The 15,584-nt window shown below is 72.3% G+C and carries 11 protein-coding genes and 1 pseudogene; 7 read left to right on the plus strand and 5 right to left on the minus strand.

The features are described 5' to 3' along the window. Positions 1-82 precede the first annotated feature (82 nt). The 4 genes and pseudogenes from ACSU6M_RS27440 (at position 83) to ACSU6M_RS27455 (ending at position 4,034) form a co-directional block, all read left to right on the plus strand. Positions 83-1,181: pseudogene (locus ACSU6M_RS27440) on the plus strand (IS110 family transposase). A gap of 32 nt (positions 1,182-1,213) precedes the next feature. Further along, complete coding sequence (gene pcaDC / locus ACSU6M_RS27445) at positions 1,214-2,509, plus strand: bifunctional 3-oxoadipate enol-lactonase/4-carboxymuconolactone decarboxylase PcaDC (protein WP_437073145.1); 1,296 nt, start codon at positions 1,214-1,216, stop codon at positions 2,507-2,509. Positions 2,510-2,582: 73 nt separating this feature from the next. Beyond that, positions 2,583-3,218 (plus strand): MBL fold metallo-hydrolase, encoded by a 636-nt coding sequence (locus ACSU6M_RS27450; protein ID WP_437073147.1) that lies wholly within the window; start codon positions 2,583-2,585, stop codon positions 3,216-3,218. A gap of 36 nt (positions 3,219-3,254) precedes the next feature. Further along, a complete protein-coding gene (locus ACSU6M_RS27455; protein WP_437073148.1) occupies positions 3,255-4,034 on the plus strand; it encodes an exodeoxyribonuclease III in 780 nt (259 codons plus the stop codon). Positions 4,035-4,041: 7 nt separating this feature from the next. On the opposite strand, the gene ACSU6M_RS27460 is transcribed toward ACSU6M_RS27455, so the two are convergent. Next, complete coding sequence (locus ACSU6M_RS27460) at positions 4,042-5,796, minus strand: SGNH/GDSL hydrolase family protein (RefSeq protein WP_437075377.1); 1,755 nt, start codon at positions 5,794-5,796, stop codon at positions 4,042-4,044. Between the two features lie 323 nt (positions 5,797-6,119). Between ACSU6M_RS27460 and ACSU6M_RS27465 the strand changes: the two genes are divergently transcribed. Both ACSU6M_RS27465 and ACSU6M_RS27470 read left to right on the plus strand, forming a co-directional pair. Then, a complete protein-coding gene (locus tag ACSU6M_RS27465) occupies positions 6,120-6,527 on the plus strand; it encodes a DUF6278 family protein (RefSeq protein WP_437073149.1) in 408 nt (135 codons plus the stop codon). 111 nt (positions 6,528-6,638) lie between these two features. Beyond that, positions 6,639-7,382, plus strand: coding sequence for an amino acid ABC transporter ATP-binding protein (locus ACSU6M_RS27470; protein ID WP_437073150.1), 744 nt, complete (start codon positions 6,639-6,641; stop codon positions 7,380-7,382). A 227-nt stretch (positions 7,383-7,609) separates the two neighbouring features. On the opposite strand, the gene ACSU6M_RS27475 is transcribed toward ACSU6M_RS27470, so the two are convergent. Together ACSU6M_RS27475 and ACSU6M_RS27480 are read right to left on the minus strand one after the other, a co-directional pair. Then, positions 7,610-9,181 carry an alpha/beta fold hydrolase gene (locus ACSU6M_RS27475; protein ID WP_437073152.1) on the minus strand — a complete coding sequence of 524 codons (1,572 nt, stop codon included), beginning with the start codon at positions 9,179-9,181 and terminating at the stop codon, positions 7,610-7,612. A gap of 96 nt (positions 9,182-9,277) precedes the next feature. Then, positions 9,278-10,033, minus strand: coding sequence for a hypothetical protein (locus ACSU6M_RS27480; protein WP_437073153.1), 756 nt, complete (start codon positions 10,031-10,033; stop codon positions 9,278-9,280). Positions 10,034-10,112: 79 nt separating this feature from the next. Here ACSU6M_RS27480 and ggt point away from each other — a divergent pair, with 79 nt between their 5' ends. Beyond that, positions 10,113-11,912: a gamma-glutamyltransferase gene (ggt, locus tag ACSU6M_RS27485; protein WP_437073155.1), complete on the plus strand. Its 1,800-nt coding sequence runs from the start codon at positions 10,113-10,115 to the stop codon at positions 11,910-11,912. Positions 11,913-12,010: 98 nt separating this feature from the next. Here ggt and ACSU6M_RS27490 read toward each other — a convergent pair whose 3' ends face one another. Next, on the minus strand, positions 12,011-14,560 hold the full coding sequence (locus tag ACSU6M_RS27490; protein WP_437073156.1) for an ATP-dependent Clp protease ATP-binding subunit: 2,550 nt from the start codon (positions 14,558-14,560) through the stop codon (positions 12,011-12,013). Positions 14,561-14,772: 212 nt separating this feature from the next. Beyond that, positions 14,773-15,540: a type I methionyl aminopeptidase gene (gene map, locus ACSU6M_RS27495; RefSeq protein ID WP_437073158.1), complete on the minus strand. Its 768-nt coding sequence runs from the start codon at positions 15,538-15,540 to the stop codon at positions 14,773-14,775. Positions 15,541-15,584: the final 44 nt, after the last annotated feature.

The raw sequence follows: 15,584 nt of genomic DNA on the forward strand, positions 1-15,584 counted from the left end.
CGAGTTTCAGGCGCCATCACGGTTCAGACCGCCCGAGCGGGCCGGTGCCATCCACCCAGCACCACGCGGGAGGCGAACCACCATGACGACCAGACAGCGCAGCACCTCCTCCAGTACGAATCCGCCCGTGCGGAGAGAGGTCGTGCTGGGCGTGGACACGCACGGTGAGGTTGCACGTCGCCGCCGTGGTGTCCCCGCTGGGGAAGACCCTGGGAACGGAGTCCTTTCCGGCGACGGTGGCCGGCTACCGACAGTTGCTCGTGTGGGCCCGCAAGCGGGGGACGGTGCGCCGGGCCGGTGTGGAGGGCACCGGCACCTTCGGCGCGGGCCTGTCCCGCTACCTGCTGGCGCAGCAGGTCGAGGTGTACGAGGTGAACCGGCCCGACCGCTCGGCCCGCCGGCTGCTGGGGAAATCGGACCCGCTCGACGCGCAGGCCGCCGCGCGGGCCGTGCTCAGCGGCCGCGCCCGGGCCCGGGCCAAGTCCGGCGACGGCCCGGTCCACAGCGCCCGCATGTTCAAGCTCGCCAAGGACTCCGCGGTCAAGGCCCGTACTCAGGCGATCAACCAGCTCAAGGCCGTCCTGGTCATCGCCGATCCCGTTCTGCGGGAACGACTGTCCCGCCTGGGCAACCGCGAGCTGTTCCGCACCTGCGCACGCCTCGGCCCAGGCGACGGCGAGGACGGCGAGAATGCGGTGGCCCAGGCCACCCACCTGACCCTGAGAATGCTCGCCGAGCGCATCGAACAGCTCACCGGGCAGATCAATGAGCTGAACCAACGCCTGACCCAGCTCGTCGAACACCACGCCCCACAGCTGCTCACGCCAGTGGGCATCGGCCCGGACAGCGCCGTCACCCTGCTGATCACCATGGGGGACAACCCCGAGCGGTTGAATACCGAGGCGTCCTTTGCTGCCCTTTGCGGAGTCAGTCCGATCGAGTACTCCTCTGGCCGTCGGAGCACGCACCGGCTCAACTACGGGGGCGACCGTCAGGCGAACGCGGCCCTGCACCGCATCGTGTTCACCCGCCTGCGCCACGACCCGCGCACCCAGGCGTAGTACGAACGCCGCACCCAGGAGGGCAAGACCCGACGTGAGATCATCCGATGCCTCAAGCGATACGCAGCCCGCGAAGTCTTCAACCTGGTCAGACCGGTTTCCCGGACCCCCGCGTTATAGGGGCGTCCGTGGGACGTGAGAAGGTCTGACGCGTGAGTGAGACACCGTCGAACACCCTGCAATACCGCTTTGACGGGCCGGAAGAGGCCCCCGTACTGATCCTCGGTCCCTCACTGGGTACCACATGGCACATGTGGGACCGGCAGGTTCCGGAGCTGGCGCAGCAGTGGCGTGTGTTCCGGTTCGATCTGCCCGGGCACGGGGGCGCCCCCGCATACCCGGCGGGCTCGGTCGCCGATCTCACGGCGCGGCTGCTCGCCACGCTGGACGGGCTCGGTGTGCAGCGGTTCGGCTACGCGGGATGCGCGCTCGGCGGGGCCGTGGGTATCGAGCTGGCGCTGCGGCACCCGGAGCGGCTGGCCTCGCTGGCGCTGATCGCGGCCTCGCCGCGGTTCGGCACGGCGGACGAGTTCCGCCAGCGCGGGGTGATCGTGCGTACCAACGGGCTGGACCCGATCGCCCGGACGGCGCCCGACCGCTGGTTCACCTCCGGCTTCGCCGCCGCGCAGCCCGCGATCACCGACTGGGCCGTGCAGATGGTGCGCACCACCGACCCCGGCTGCTACATCGCCGCCTGCGAGGCGCTCGCCGCGTTCGACGTGCGTCCGGAGCTGACCCGGGTCGGCGTGCCGACGCTGGTGCTGGTCGGCTCGGAGGACCAGGTCACCGGCCCGGCCGAGGCGCGCACGCTGGTCGCGGGCATCCCGGACGCCCGCCTGGCCGTCGTACCGGGCGCCTCGCACCTGGTGCCCGTGGAGCAGCCCGCGGCCGTCACCGACCTGCTGGTGCACCACTTCTCCACCGCCTGGCAGCAGCTCCCGGAGACCGGCACCGGCCCGATCCCGGTCCAGGCGGCCCCCGCCCAGCCCGTCGCCCTGGTGCCCCCGCAGGCCGCGCCCATCGCCGAGATCGCCCCGGCCGCGGCGCAGCCCGAGGCGGAGGTCCGGGCGGACGCCTACGAGGTGGGCATCAAGGTGCGCCGCGAGGTGCTCGGCGACGCGCACGTGGACGGCGTGCTGGGACGCACGGACGACTTCTCCGCCGATTTCCAGGACTTCCTCACCCGCTGCACCTGGGGCGAGATCTGGGACCGGCCGGGTCTGGACCGCCGTACCCGCAGCTGCGTCGCCCTCACCGCGCTGGTCGCCGGCGGCCATCTGGAGGAGCTCGCCGTGCACACCCGTGCCGCGCTGCGCAACGGCCTGACGCCCGCGGAGATCGGTGAGGTCCTGATGCAGGCGGCCGTGTACTGCGGGATGCCCGCGGCGAGCAGCGCCTTCCGGGTGGCCCAGCAGGTCATCCAGGAGGAGACCACCCTCCAGGACTGACCGGCCCCGCCGGTCAACGCGCCCGCCCCTCCGCCTGGTTCGGCGCACCCGGCGGGCGCGGCAGGATGGGGGCATGAAGCTCACCAAGAAGTCGCACGCCTGTGTCCGGCTGGAGAAGGACGGCCGGGCGCTCGTCCTGGACCCGGGCGGATTCACCGAGGAGGACGCCGCGCTCGGCGCGGACGCGATCCTCGTCACGCACGAGCACCCCGACCACTTCGACGAGGGCCGGCTGCGGGCCGCGCTGGAGGCGAACCCGGCCGCCGAGATCTGGACGCTGAAGTCGGTCGCCGACCAGATCTCCGCGGCGTTCCCGGGCCGGGTGCACACCGTCGGCCACGGCGACACCTTCACCGCGGCCGGGTTCGACGTGCAGGTGCACGGCGAGCTGCACGCGGTGATCCACCCGGACATCCCGCGCATCACCAACGTCGGCTATCTCATCGACGGCGGCCGCGTCTTCCACCCCGGCGACGCCCTCACCGTGCCCGACCGGCCCGTGGAGACGCTGATGCTGCCGGTGATGGCCCCCTGGAGCAAGATCTCCGAGGTCATCGACTATGTGCGCGAGGTCGGGCCGCAGCGGGCCTACGACATCCACGACGCGCTGCTGACCGACCTGGCCCGCCCGATCTACGACCGCCAGATCGGCGCGCTCGGCGGCACCGACCACCAGCGGCTGTCCCCGGGGGCCTCCGCGCAGGTGTGAGGAGCGTTGTCAGACCCTCCGGGTAGGTTGTGAGGCATGCGCATCGCGACCTGGAACGTGAACTCGATCACCGCCCGCCTGCCGAGGCTCCTGGCCTGGCTGGAGAGCAGCGGCACCGACGTGCTGTGCCTGCAGGAGGCCAAGGTCTCCGAGGAGGCGTTCCCGTCCGACCAGCTGCGCGAGCTGGGCTACGAGTCGGCGGTCCACGCCACCGGCAGGTGGAACGGCGTGGCGGTGCTCTCCCGCGTCGGCCTCGAGGACGTCGTCAAGGGCCTGCCCGGCGACCCCGGCTACGACGGCGTGGTGGAGCCGCGGGCCGTCTCGGCGACCTGCGGCCCGGTCCGCGTCTGGTCGGTGTACGTGCCGAACGGACGTGAGGTGGACCACCCGCACTTCGCGTACAAGATCCAGTGGTTCGAGGCCCTCAGGGCCGCCGTCGCCGGGGACGCGGCCGGCGACCGCCCCTTCGCCGTCCTCGGCGACTACAACGTCGCGCCGACCGACGACGACGTCTTCGACCCGGCCGCCTTCGAGGGCTCGACCCATGTCACCCCGGCCGAGCGCGCCGCCCTGGCCTCCCTGCGCGAGGCGGGTCTGAACGACATCGTGCCGCGGCCCCTGAAGTACGAGCAGCCCTTCACGTACTGGGACTACCGCCAGCTGTGCTTCCCCAAGAACCGCGGCATGCGCATCGACCTGGTCTACGGCAACCAGCCGTTCGCCAAGGCCGTCACCGACGCCTATGTGGACCGCGAGGAGCGCAAGGGCAAGGGCGCCTCGGACCACGCCCCGGTGGTCGTGGACCTGGACGTGTAGGACGGTCTCACAGGGCCTCCAGGTCCACCGTCTGCGCCATGGCGGCCATGCCCGCGTCGTTGGGGTGCAGACCGTCGCCGCCGTCGTAGGCGGGCAGCATCCGGGTGGGGTCGGCGGGATCGCGCAGGGCGGCGTCGAAGTCGAACAGCCCGTCGAACCCACCGCCTCCCTTGCGCAGCCAGGCGTTCAGCTCGGCCCGCTCGGCCTCCATGGCCGGTGTGCACAGGACGTTGCCGCCGCAGGGCAGGATCGTGGCCGCGAAGACCTTCAGCCCGCGGGCGCGGGCGCGCTGGGCGATCTCGCGCAGCCCGGCGGCGACCTGCTCGGCGTCGGCACCGAACCTCAGGTCGTTGACGCCCTCGAAGACGACGACCGAGCGCGCCGAGGTCTGCGCGAACACGTCCCGGTCGAGGCGGTTGAGGGCGCTGACACCGGTCTGGACCGATGACGTCCCGTCGCCGGGATAGCCGTCGGTGACGACCCGGTTGGCCGAGATCCCCTGGTTGACCATCCCGTAGTGGGGCACCTCGCTCTGCGCCTGGAGCCGGTCGAAGAGCAGGTCGGGCCAGCGCCGGTTGGCGTCCACCGTGGAGCGGCTGCCGTCGGTGATCGAGTCGCCGAGCAGCACCACGGAGCCCGGCCCGCCGCCCACGTCCACGCCGGCCAGCAGCGGCCAGTAGCTGATCCCTCCGGTGAACGCCGTCGCGGACGGGTCGGTCGTGTGGTCACCGGGCCGGCTCACATACGACCGCTGGTTGGCGAACCGGTGCACGGGCAGCGCGCTGACGGTGCCGGTCAGCCGGAAGCTGACGAGCAGGTTGGTGTCCGCGGGCACCGGGAAGTCGAGGGGGTCGCTGTACGCCTGGGCGCCGGCGGGGATCGACACGCCCGCCGCGGCCCGGAAGGTGACCGGCACCGGCGTGTCCACGGCCGCGGCGCCCCGCGCCTGCACGGCCACCGTCGCGGACTCGATGCCGACCGGCACCGACGCGAAGGTGTTGTCGAACCGCAGCCGCAGCCGGGGGCCGCCCGCCGAGGTGTGCACCACCAGCCGCAGCGTGCGGTCGGCCCAGGGCCCGACGGCCGGGTGCCCGGAGGTCGCCGCCGCCCAGGTGCCGGTCCAGCCCCGTGTCGCGGGGCGCACGGTCAGGGCGAAGACATGCAGGTCGGCGGCGTGCGGCAGCTGCACCGAGAGGACCGCGCGGCTCGGGGCGAGGGGCACCGTCACGACGTACAGCCGGGCCTTCTCGGCGAGCCGGCCGCCGGGGGTGTTCAGGTACGGCAGGGCGACGGCCTTGGTGGCGAGGGGGCCGGTGCGCCAGTCGGGGGCGGTCAGGCGGTAGGCGGAGACCGTGCCGTCCGCGTAGGTGATCGTGCCGCGTCCGCCGGCCGCGGGGCCGGTGCCCGCGACCAGGAAGGCCAGTGCGTTCCCGCGCCCGGTGACCCGCACCGACTGGCCGGCGGCCACCACGTTGTCGGGTTCGCCCGGCGCGCGGTGCGGCCAGGTGAGGCGGGCGCCCTGGATGGTCAGGGCCCGGCCCGGGGTCCAGCCGGCGGTGGCGAGGGCCTGGGCCGACAGCGAGGCGCCCGAGCCGTCGAAGTCGGCCTCGGCGGGCCGCGCGTCGTCGCTGACGGCCGTGTTGTCGAACAGGTGGTCCAGCGGCCGGGCGACGGCCCTGCCGGCGGAGCCCTGCCCGGCGACGGCCTGCGATGCCGTCGAGGTCTGCGCGGAAACGTTCCTGGGCGCCGCCTTCGCGGAAATGCTCCTGGAGACGTCCGGGGGCGCCGTCGAGGCGTCCCACGGAGGGCTCGGCGCCACCAGGGTGGCGATCAGGACGAAGACGGCGGCAACGACGATCCGGTGTCCCCTGCGGTCCAACCGATCCTCCCGGGTCAACTCGTGAGACGAACCGGCCGCTGCGCTGGGAAGCGGCGCACTACGACGGACGTTAGCGGCGCAAAATGAAGCTAAGAAGACGGTAAGTGGCCGTCAAATCGACGGCGGCGCGGCCGCGGAACATCACCCGGAAGAGGTGCCCCGCGCGCCTGTGGTGCCGGGGCGGGTGCGAGTGCCAGTCTGGACGTATGAACATCCCGTTCCTCGGTCACCGGCACCACAAGCGCGACGCCTTCGACCCCGCGGGGATGGCCGCACTGCTGTCCGAGTGCGAGCTGCTGCGCTCCCAGGCGGCCGAGGCGGGCGTGCGACTCGACGACACGGTGGCCTCGCTGGAGGCGCTGGACCAACTGCTGCCGCGCTGGCGCGACGACGAGGAGACCCTGGCCCGGCTCGGCAACGACGCGGGTCTGTACCTGGGCACGGTGATCGTACGGACCGTGCCGGGCGCGGCCTGGGAGCTGTCGCCGGACGGGCAGCCGGTGGTGCGGCTGGCCTCGGGCCGGGAGGTGGACGTCGTGGCGGCGGGGCGCGCCTGGGCGGCCGGCGGGGTGCCCGAGCTGTCGCAGCTGTACGGGGAGGTCGCGGAGACCTGAGCCGGTTATACGGCTAATGCCGGAAAAGTGCGTGTCGTACGTCAACCCCCTTCCCCGGTGGATAGTTTGCGGCGGCAACCACGACACAGCTGAGAGTGAGTGGGGCTGGGAATGGCTGTCGATCCACTGATCGAGCTGCGGCAAGTGAACAAGTACTTCGGGGATCTGCATGTCCTTCAGGACATCGACCTCACGGTCGGCAAGGGGGAGGTGGTCGTGGTCATCGGCCCGTCGGGATCGGGCAAGTCGACCCTGTGCAGAGCGATCAACCGCCTGGAGCCCGTCCACTCCGGCACCATCCTGCTCGACGGGCGCCCGCTGCCCGACGAGGGCAAGGCGCTGGCGGCCCTGCGCGCCGACGTGGGCATGGTCTTCCAGTCCTTCAACCTCTTCGCCCACAAGACCGTCCTGCAGAACGTGTCACTGGGTCAGATCAAGGTCAGGAAGCGCAGGAAGGAGGACGCCGACAAGCGCTCGCGCGAACTGCTCGACCGCGTGGGCGTCGCCAACCAGGCGGACAAGTACCCCGCCCAGCTCTCCGGCGGCCAGCAGCAGCGCGTGGCCATCGCACGCGCCCTCGCCATGGACCCCAAGGCCCTGCTGTTCGACGAGCCCACCTCCGCGCTGGACCCCGAGATGATCAACGAGGTGCTCGAGGTCATGCAGCAACTGGCCCGCGAGGGCATGACGATGGTCGTCGTCACCCACGAGATGGGCTTCGCCCGCTCCGCCGCCAATCGCGTGGTGTTCATGGCCGACGGCCGGATCGTGGAGGACCGCAGCCCGGACGAGTTCTTCACCGACCCGCACAGCGACCGCGCCAAGGACTTCCTCTCGAAGATCCTCAAGCACTGAGCCGCCATGCCCTCTACCACATCAGCGGGGACCGCCGCGGCCGGGATGCACCCCTCCGGGCGATACCTCCCTCAGGCCCTCGACTACGATTTGACCTTCGGCCCTTCGGAGAAGGTGGTGGCCGCCGCCGGACCAGGGACGCTGCTGCGGGGCGGGGAACCCCCGACGGCCCCTCGACCGTAGGGGGCAGCAGTCACGAGCCAGACCCGGCCGGCGGCAGCCGGAGATCACTGCTCGCGCAGCGGGACCGTCAGATACGACGGGTCGTTCGCCGGCGAGGAGAAGGTCAGCTGCGCGCCGGACGGGTTGTGCTCGATGTAGAGCGGGTCGACCGTGTCGACGACCAGGGCGAGGCGATGCCCTGCCGGGACGTCGTAGGCCGTGGAGAACACCTCCAGGTCGAGACCGAACGGCTTTCCGGGGGTGCGCCCGTGGAAGGTGTACGGCGCGTGACCGACCAGCTTGCCGAGGCCGAGCGGGCCCACGTCGTACAGGTACGCGACGAGGGTTCCGCTCTCCTTGGTCGGCGTCAGCGTCGTGTGCAGCCGTGCGGTGCCCCGGATGTGCTGGACCGTCGGATACCTCTCCGACTGCCATACGGCGGCCCAGCGGCGCGGCAGCAGCGGCATCGACACGACGGGCGGGAGCTGGGCGAGCTGGTCGAGGACGCTGGACAGGAAGACGACCCCGCCGTTCGCGCCCGAGTCGACATTGGTGTGGAGGGTCCGCGTCCCCGCCAGGGCGATCTTGCGGTCGGTCGCCGCCACCGACTTCCAGTCCGGGTAGCCCTCGTAGCCGCCGCCCGTACGGGACTTCAGCAGGACCGGCTGCTCGCGGTCCACGCCGTTGTCGGCACCCTTGAGATGGTGGTCGAACCAGCGTCCGGTGTCCGTCCACACGTCGTTGGGCAGCCCGAACAGTCCGGTCATCTCGGCGGTGGCGTGGTCGCCGGGCCGCAGCTGGAGTCGCTTGGGGACCGTCAGCTTCTCGTAGAAGTCGGCGTACTGGCCGGGCGGGAAGATGGAGTCGCCCCAGGCGTTGGCGAGCATCACGGCGGTGCCGTGGGCGTTGATGCGGTCGGCGTAGGTCTCGGGGGAGCGCTTCTTCCCCCAGGCGATCATGTCCGGCTCCCGCTCCAGGTTCGAGGCGTAGAAGTCCCGGAGGATCTGCCGGAGTTCCGCGCTCGGGCGGCCGGTGAGCGTGCCCGCGCCGTCGAGCAGGGCCGCGGCCTGGAGGTGCTGGGTGCGGCCGCCGTAGAGGGAGTCGATGAGGTCGGCCCAGCCGCTGAGCGCGGCGACCGCCTTGACACGCGGGTCGTGCGCGGCGGCGAGCAGGCTGATGCCGGCGCCGTAGGAGACGCCGCCCATGCCGATGCGGGCGGGGTCGGCGGGGGTGTGGGCCAGCGCCCAGTCGATGACCCGTGAGGCGTCGGCCACGTCGGGTGGTCCGGCGACCTCTATCTCTCCGCCGGACTGCCAGAAGCCGCGCACGTTGTAGGTGACGACCACATAGCCGGAGTCGGCGAGCCTCTGCGCCGGGACCAGGTACTCGATCTGGGGCAGGCCCCAGCTGGTGGGCAGCACGACGAGCGGGTAGCGGCGGCTGCCGTCGGCGCCCGTGGGCGTGACGACGTTGGCCTTGAGCACGGTTCCGCCGTCGCCGGCGATGTCCACGAACCGGATCGGGTTCGGGGCGGCCTGGGCGGGGACGGGGGAGAGGCCGAGGGGGCCGGCCGCGATCAGGGCCGCGCAGACGGCGCCGACGGCGGACGTACGCAGTGCGGTGCGGTGGGGTCGCACGGGTCACTCCTCACTCGTGTCAGTGCAAAGTGACCCGACGGTAACCAGGGTTCGTTACCGTAGGTAACCCGTCGGTAAGTTACGTACTAGTAACAATCAGGAGGCGCGGTGCGAGGTGCGCGGCCCCTGCGCCGGCAGCGGGGCCTGCGCCGCCCGCGTCACGTCCGCCACCAGCTCGACCACGTCCGGACCGTACGCCTGCGAGTTGACCACCTTCAGCAGCAGGACGAAGGAGCCCGTGCCGTACTTGCGGGACAGCCGCTCGTGATGGCGGGCGAGATAGCGGGTGGCGGCCTGGTTGGTGATGGCGCGCTGGCCGCAGAAGAGGAACACCGGCCGTGCCTTCGGGTTCTGCTCGTCCGTCAGCCGGGCCAGCAGCACGTACTCGACGCGGCCCGGCTCCATCCGGTACCGCTCGGCACCGATCTGGAACGCGCCCCGGTCGGGCCCCGGTTCCGGATCCACGTTGACCCGCACGCCCGGCAGCAGGGCGGACATATGGGCCGTCATACGGCGGTTGGAGGCCGGCCCGCCCACACAGAACTCCGTCCGCTCGCCGAAACCGGGCGGCGCCATGTCCTGGGTGACCAACTGGATGTGCGCCCCGCAGTCCTTGATCAGCGCGGACAGCTCCAGCAGCGCGAACACGTCGAAGCGGTGGACCGCCGGTTCGGACGCCGCCGGGTCGCGGTTGACGACGAGCAGAGACTCCGCGTTCTCCGGCAGCCCGAGGAACCGCTGCTTGCGGCGCAGCTTGCGGCGCCACAGAGTGGTGCGGGCCAGCCAGCCCAGCGCCGCGCTGATGCCGGCGGCCACCACGCCCAGAAGGATGTTGCGCACGTCGTCATTCATGGGCGCGCATGCTACGTGACTGACATGGCCATGGTGTTGGCATAGGCTCGCCGGACGGTCTCTCCGACTGGAGGTGCGGATGCGTCGCCCTGTCACACGGAAACTGACGGTTCTCGCGGTCTCGGCCGCCGTCGTGTCGGTGGGGGCGGCCGCGCCGCCGACCCCGCAGGGCACGGGCGCCGGGAAGGTCCCCGTCGCCGTCGGATACGGCGGTGCCGTCGCCAGCGTGGACCCGGACGCCTCCGCCGCCGGCATCGAGGTGCTGCGCAAGGGCGGCAACGCCGTGGACGCGGCCGTCGCCACCGCCGCCGCCCTCGGCGTGACCGAGCCGTACTCCGCCGGCATCGGAGGCGGCGGCTACTTCGTCTACTACGACGCCAAGTCCCGTACGGTGCACACCGTCGACGGCCGCGAGACCGCGCCGCTGAGCGCCGGAGCGGACCTCTTCCTGGAGGACGGCAAGCCGATCCCGTTCGCGGAGGCCGTCAGCAGCGGCCTGTCCGTCGGCGTCCCCGGTACGCCCGCCACCTGGCAGAAGGCGCTGGAGAAGTGGGGCAGCAGGCCGCTCGCCCCGCTGCTGGAGCCCGCCGAGCGTCTCGCCCGCGACGGCTTCACGGTCGACGCCACCTTCCGCGCGCAGACCGCCGCCAACGAGACCCGCTTCCGCCACTTCCCGGACACGGCCGAGCTGTTCCTGCCCGGCGGGCAACTCCCCGTCGTCGGCTCCGTGTTCAAGAACCCGGACCTGGCCCGCACCTACGCCGAACTCGGCCGCAAGGGCGTCGGCGCCCTCTATCGCGGCCGTCTCGGCCGGGACATCCTGAACACGGTCAACCACCCGCCTGTGGACCCGGCTTCCGGCTGGAACGCCCGCCCCGGTGACCTGACCGCCAAGGACCTGCGGGCCTACCGCGCCAAGTACCAGGAGCCGAGCCGGACCTCGTACCGCGGACTGGGCGTCTACTCCATGGCGCCCTCCTCCTCCGGCGGCACCACGGTCGGCGAGGCCCTGAACATCCTGGAGGGCACCGACCTGTCCAGGGCGAGCCAGGCCGCGTACCTGCACCGCTTCATCGAGGCGAGCCGGATCGCCTTCGCGGACCGCGGGCGCTGGGTCGGCGACCCCGCCTTCGAGGACGTACCGGCGAAGGAGCTGCTGTCGCAGCGGTACGCCGACTCACGGGCCTGCCTGATCAAGGACGACGCCGTGCTGACCAGTCCGGTCGCGCCGGGCGACCCGCGCGACCCGGCACCCTGCGACGCCCGCGGCACGGCGGCCCCGACCACCTACGAGGGCGACAGCACGACCCACCTCACGGTGGCCGACCGGTGGGGCAACGTCGTCGCCTACACCCTCACCATCGAGCAGACCGGCGGCAGCGGGATCACCGTGCCGGGCCGCGGCTTCCTCCTCAACAACGAGCTCACGGACTTCTCCTTCGCGCCCGCCGACCCGGCCGTGCACGACCCCAACCTGCCGGGGCCGGGCAAGCGCCCGCGGTCCTCCATGTCCCCGACGATCGTGCTCGACCGGCACGACCGGCCCGTCGTGGCGGTCGGTTCACCCGGCGGCGCCACCATCATCACCACCGTGCTGCAGACGCTGACCGGCTTCCTGGACCGCGGCCTGCCGCTCGTCGACGCGATCGCCGCGCCCCGCGCCAGCCAGCGCAACCAGACCACCACCGAGCTCGAACCCGGCCTCCAGGGCAGCGAGGTCCAGCAGGAACTGGAGGCCATCGGCCACCGCTTCCGGCCCAACCCGGAGATCGGCGCGGCGACCGGCGTACAGCGGCTGCCGGACGGCAGGTGGCTGGCCGCGGCGGAGACGACGCGCCGCGGCGGAGGCTCGGCGATGGTGGTCCGGCCGGCACCCTAGGGGCTTCGGCGACGGTGGTCCGGCCGGCACCCTAGGGGCTTCGGCGACGGTGGTCCGGCCGGCACCCTGGGGCCTCGCCCGGTCGGGCGGGGCCGGGTTCAGGCCAGACCCGCCGTCTCCTGACGTCCGTCGTCCGTACGGAAGTCCAGGCGCCCGTCCGTCACGTCCACCGTCACCCGGTCGCCCTCGGCGACCTTGCCGTCGAGGAGCAGCCGGGACAGCCGGTTGTCGACCTCGCGCTGGATGGTGCGGCGCAGCGGGCGAGCGCCGTACTCGGGCTGGAAGCCCTGCCGGGACAGCCAGTCGACGGCCGCATCGGTGAAGTCGACGGCGATGCCCTGCGCGTGCACCAGACGCCTGGTCTGCTCAAGGAGCAGGTTGGTGATCTGGTGCAGCTGATCGGACGTCAGCTGGCGGAAGACGACGATCTCGTCGATGCGGTTGAGGAACTCCGGCCGGAAATGATCGCGCAGCGGGCGCAGGATCCGCTCCCGGCGCGCCTCCTCGTCGGCCTCGCCGTCCCCCGCGCCGAAACCGATCCCGCCGCCACCGCGGGTGATGGCCTCGGAGCCCAGGTTGCTGGTCATCACGATGACGGTGTTGGTGAAGTCGACCGTGCGGCCCTGCGAGTCGGTGAGCCGGCCGTCGTCGAGCACCTGGAGCAGGATGTTGAAGACGTCCGGGTGCGCCTTCTCCACCTCGTCCAGGAGCAGCAGCGAGTACGGGTGACGGCGGACGACCTCGGTGAGCTGGCCGGCCTCCTCGTGGCCGACATAGCCGGGCGGGGCACCCACCAGCCGGGAGACGGTGTGCCGTTCCTGGTACTCGCTCATGTCCAGCCGCACCATCCGGTCCTCGCTGCCGAACAGCGCCTCCGCGAGCGCCCGCGCCAGCTCCGTCTTGCCGACGCCGGTCGGGCCGAGGAAGAGAAAGCTGCCGATGGGCCGGTCGGGGCTCGCCAGGCCCGCGCGCGAGCGCAGCACCGCGTCGGAGACGACCCGCACGGCCTCGTCCTGCCCGACGACCCGCTGGTGCAGATGCTGCTCCAGACCCAGCAGGCGGTCCTTCTCCTCCTCGGTGAGCCTGCTGACCGGGATGCCGGTCTGCCGGGACACCACCTCGGCGATGGCCTCCGCGGTGACCTCCAGGTGCTGGCCCTCCACGACCTGGCCGTCACCGCCGGCCTCGGCGATCCGCCGTTTCAGCTCGCCGATGCGGTCGCGCAGCCGCATGGCCTCCTCGTACTGCTCGTCGGCGACGGCCTGGTCCTTGTCGCGGGTCAGCTGTTCGGCCTCGCGCTCCATGGCCCGTACGTCCGTGCCCTTGGTCCGGGCGCGCAGCCGGACGCGGGCGCCCGCCTGGTCGATCAGGTCGATCGCCTTGTCGGGCAGGCGGCGGTCGGTGAGATAGCGGTCGGACAGCTCCACGGCCGCGTCGAGGGCCTCGTCGGTGTAGCGGACCTGGTGGTGGGCCTCGTACCGGTCGCGCAGTCCGCGCAGGATCTCCAGCGCGTCCTCGGGGGTCGGCTCGGGCACCAGGATCGGCTGGAAGCGGCGGGCCAGTGCCGCGTCCTTCTCGATCCGCCGGAACTCCTCCAGCGTCGTCGCCCCCACCACATGCAGCTCGCCGCGGGCCAGGGCGGGCTTGAGGATGTTGCCCGCGTCCATGGAGCCGCCCTCGCCGCCCCCGCCCGCGCCGACGACGGTGTGCAGCTCGTCGATGAACACGATCAGCTGGTCGGAGTGGGCGCGGATCTCCTCCACGATGGAGTTCAGCCGCTCCTCGAAGTCGCCGCGGTAGCGGGTGCCGGCCACCACCCCGGTCAGGTCCAGCGCCACCACCCGCCGGCCGACCAGGATGTCCGGCACGTCGCCGTCCGCGATCCGCTGGGCCAGTCCCTCCACGATCGCGGTCTTGCCGACGCCCGCGTCACCGATCAGCACGGGGTTGTTCTTGCCGCGCCGGGACAGCACCTCGACGGTCTGCTCGATCTCCGTGTCGCGGCCGATCACCGGGTCGATACGGCCCTGCCGGGCCTGGTCGGTCAGATCGCGGCCGTACTTGTCGAGGGTGGGCGTGGCGCTGCCGCGCTGCCGCTCGGAGCGTGGCGGGGCCGAGTCCGGGACCTCCAGGGGCGGCTGGGCGCCGGGGGAGAACTGCGCCTGGTTGAGGATGTGCCCGGCCGCCGAGTCCGGGTTCGCCGCGAGGGCGCTGAGCACATGCTCGGGGCCGATGTAACCCGCCCCGCGCGAACGGGCCAGCTCATGGGCGTCCAGCAGCGCGCGCTTGGCGGCCGGGGTGAGGGACAGGGAGGTGGGGGGCGGGGCCTCGGAGGGCTGGTGCACGACCGGGCCCGAGCGTTCGTCGATCTCGGTCGCCAGTGTGTCGGGGTCGGTGCCGGAGCGGCTGATCAGCGTCCTGGTCGGCTCGTTGGCCAGCGCGGACCGCAGCAGATGCTGGGTGTCCAGGTCGCGGCTGCCGTGCTCGGCGGCGTACTGGGCGGCGCCGCGCACCAGCTCCCTGGCCGGCTGGCTGAGCAGCTGGCCGATGTTGATCTGCCGGGGACCGGGGCGGGGTCCGCCGAAGAACCGGGCGAGGAACTCTCCGAAGGCGTCGTAGCCTTCCGGGCCGCTGAAACCGCTGGTCATGGCGTTCCCATCCGGCGTCCCTGCGCGGGCAGGGTCGCCCTCGCTGATCGACGTGCCGGAGTCGGGTAACCCGGCCGGAAGCCGGTTACACCTGGCCGCGTTCGTAGAACACCTTCGCACGAACGCGGGCCGGGGGCACCTTCAGGAACGGGCGCGGGTGCCTTCGGAGAGCGGGCGCGGGTGCCTTCGCGGAACGCGGAGGCCGGGCGGTCTCAGCGGGCCGTGAGGATGCGGGGGCCGTCGTCCGTGACGGCCACCGTGTGCTCCGTATGGGCGGCACGCGAGCCGTCGTCGGTCCTCAGGGTCCAGCCGTCGCCGGCCTCGTGGTAGCCGTCGCGGCCGCTCGCGATGAGCATCGGCTCGATGGCGAGGGCCATGCCGTGGCGCAGGCGGGGGCCGCGGCCGGGGCGGCCCTCGTTGGGGACCGAGGGTTCCTCGTGCATCCGGCGGCCGATGCCGTGGCCCCCGAAGCCCTGGGGGACGCCGTAGCCGGCCGCGCGGCAGACCGCGCCGATGGCGTGCGCGATGTCGCCGACGCGGTTGCCGACGACCGCGGCCTCGATGCCGGCCGCGAGCGCGCGCTCGGCGGTCTCGATGAGGCGGAGGTCGGCGGGGCGGGGGCTGCCCACGACGAAGCTGACGGCCGAGTCGCCGGCCCAGCCGTCCAGCAGGGCCCCGCAGTCGACGGAGAGGAGGTCGCCGTCGCGCAGCCGGTAGCGCGTGGGGATGCCGTGCACGATCGCGTCGTTGACGGAGGCGCAGATCACCGCGGGGAACGGGGTCGGCGCGAAGGAGGGGCGATAGCCGAGGAAGGGTGAGGTGGCGCCGGCCTCCTTCAGCACACCGCGCGCGACCTCGTCCAGCTCCAGCAGCGACACCCCCACGTCGGCGGCCTCGCGCACGGCGGTGAGGGCGCGGGCCACGACCTGGCCGGCGGCGTGCATCGCGTCGATCGACGCGTCCGTCTTCAGTTCCATCATTCCAATTACTATACCGGTATTTGAATGGGGTTCCGATGGGGGGA

This window comes from Streptomyces sp. enrichment culture (assembly GCF_964272895.1).
Taxonomy (GTDB): domain Bacteria; phylum Actinomycetota; class Actinomycetes; order Streptomycetales; family Streptomycetaceae; genus Streptomyces.

What these genes read in the sequence shown, in the direction of transcription:
- ACSU6M_RS27490 (WP_437073156.1), bottom strand. Translation starts at nt 14,560, where the DNA reads ATGACCAGCGGTTTCAGCGGCCCGGAAGGCTACGACGCCTTCGGAGAG.
- ACSU6M_RS27450 (WP_437073147.1), top strand. Translation starts at nt 2,583, where the DNA reads ATGAAGCTCACCAAGAAGTCGCACGCCTGTGTCCGGCTGGAGAAGGAC.
- ACSU6M_RS27480 (WP_437073153.1), bottom strand. Translation starts at nt 10,033, where the DNA reads ATGAATGACGACGTGCGCAACATCCTTCTGGGCGTGGTGGCCGCCGGC.
- map (WP_437073158.1), bottom strand. Translation starts at nt 15,540, where the DNA reads ATGATGGAACTGAAGACGGACGCGTCGATCGACGCGATGCACGCCGCC.
- ggt (WP_437073155.1), top strand. Translation starts at nt 10,113, where the DNA reads ATGCGTCGCCCTGTCACACGGAAACTGACGGTTCTCGCGGTCTCGGCC.
- ACSU6M_RS27470 (WP_437073150.1), top strand. Translation starts at nt 6,639, where the DNA reads ATGGCTGTCGATCCACTGATCGAGCTGCGGCAAGTGAACAAGTACTTC.
- ACSU6M_RS27455 (WP_437073148.1), top strand. Translation starts at nt 3,255, where the DNA reads ATGCGCATCGCGACCTGGAACGTGAACTCGATCACCGCCCGCCTGCCG.
- ACSU6M_RS27465 (WP_437073149.1), top strand. Translation starts at nt 6,120, where the DNA reads ATGAACATCCCGTTCCTCGGTCACCGGCACCACAAGCGCGACGCCTTC.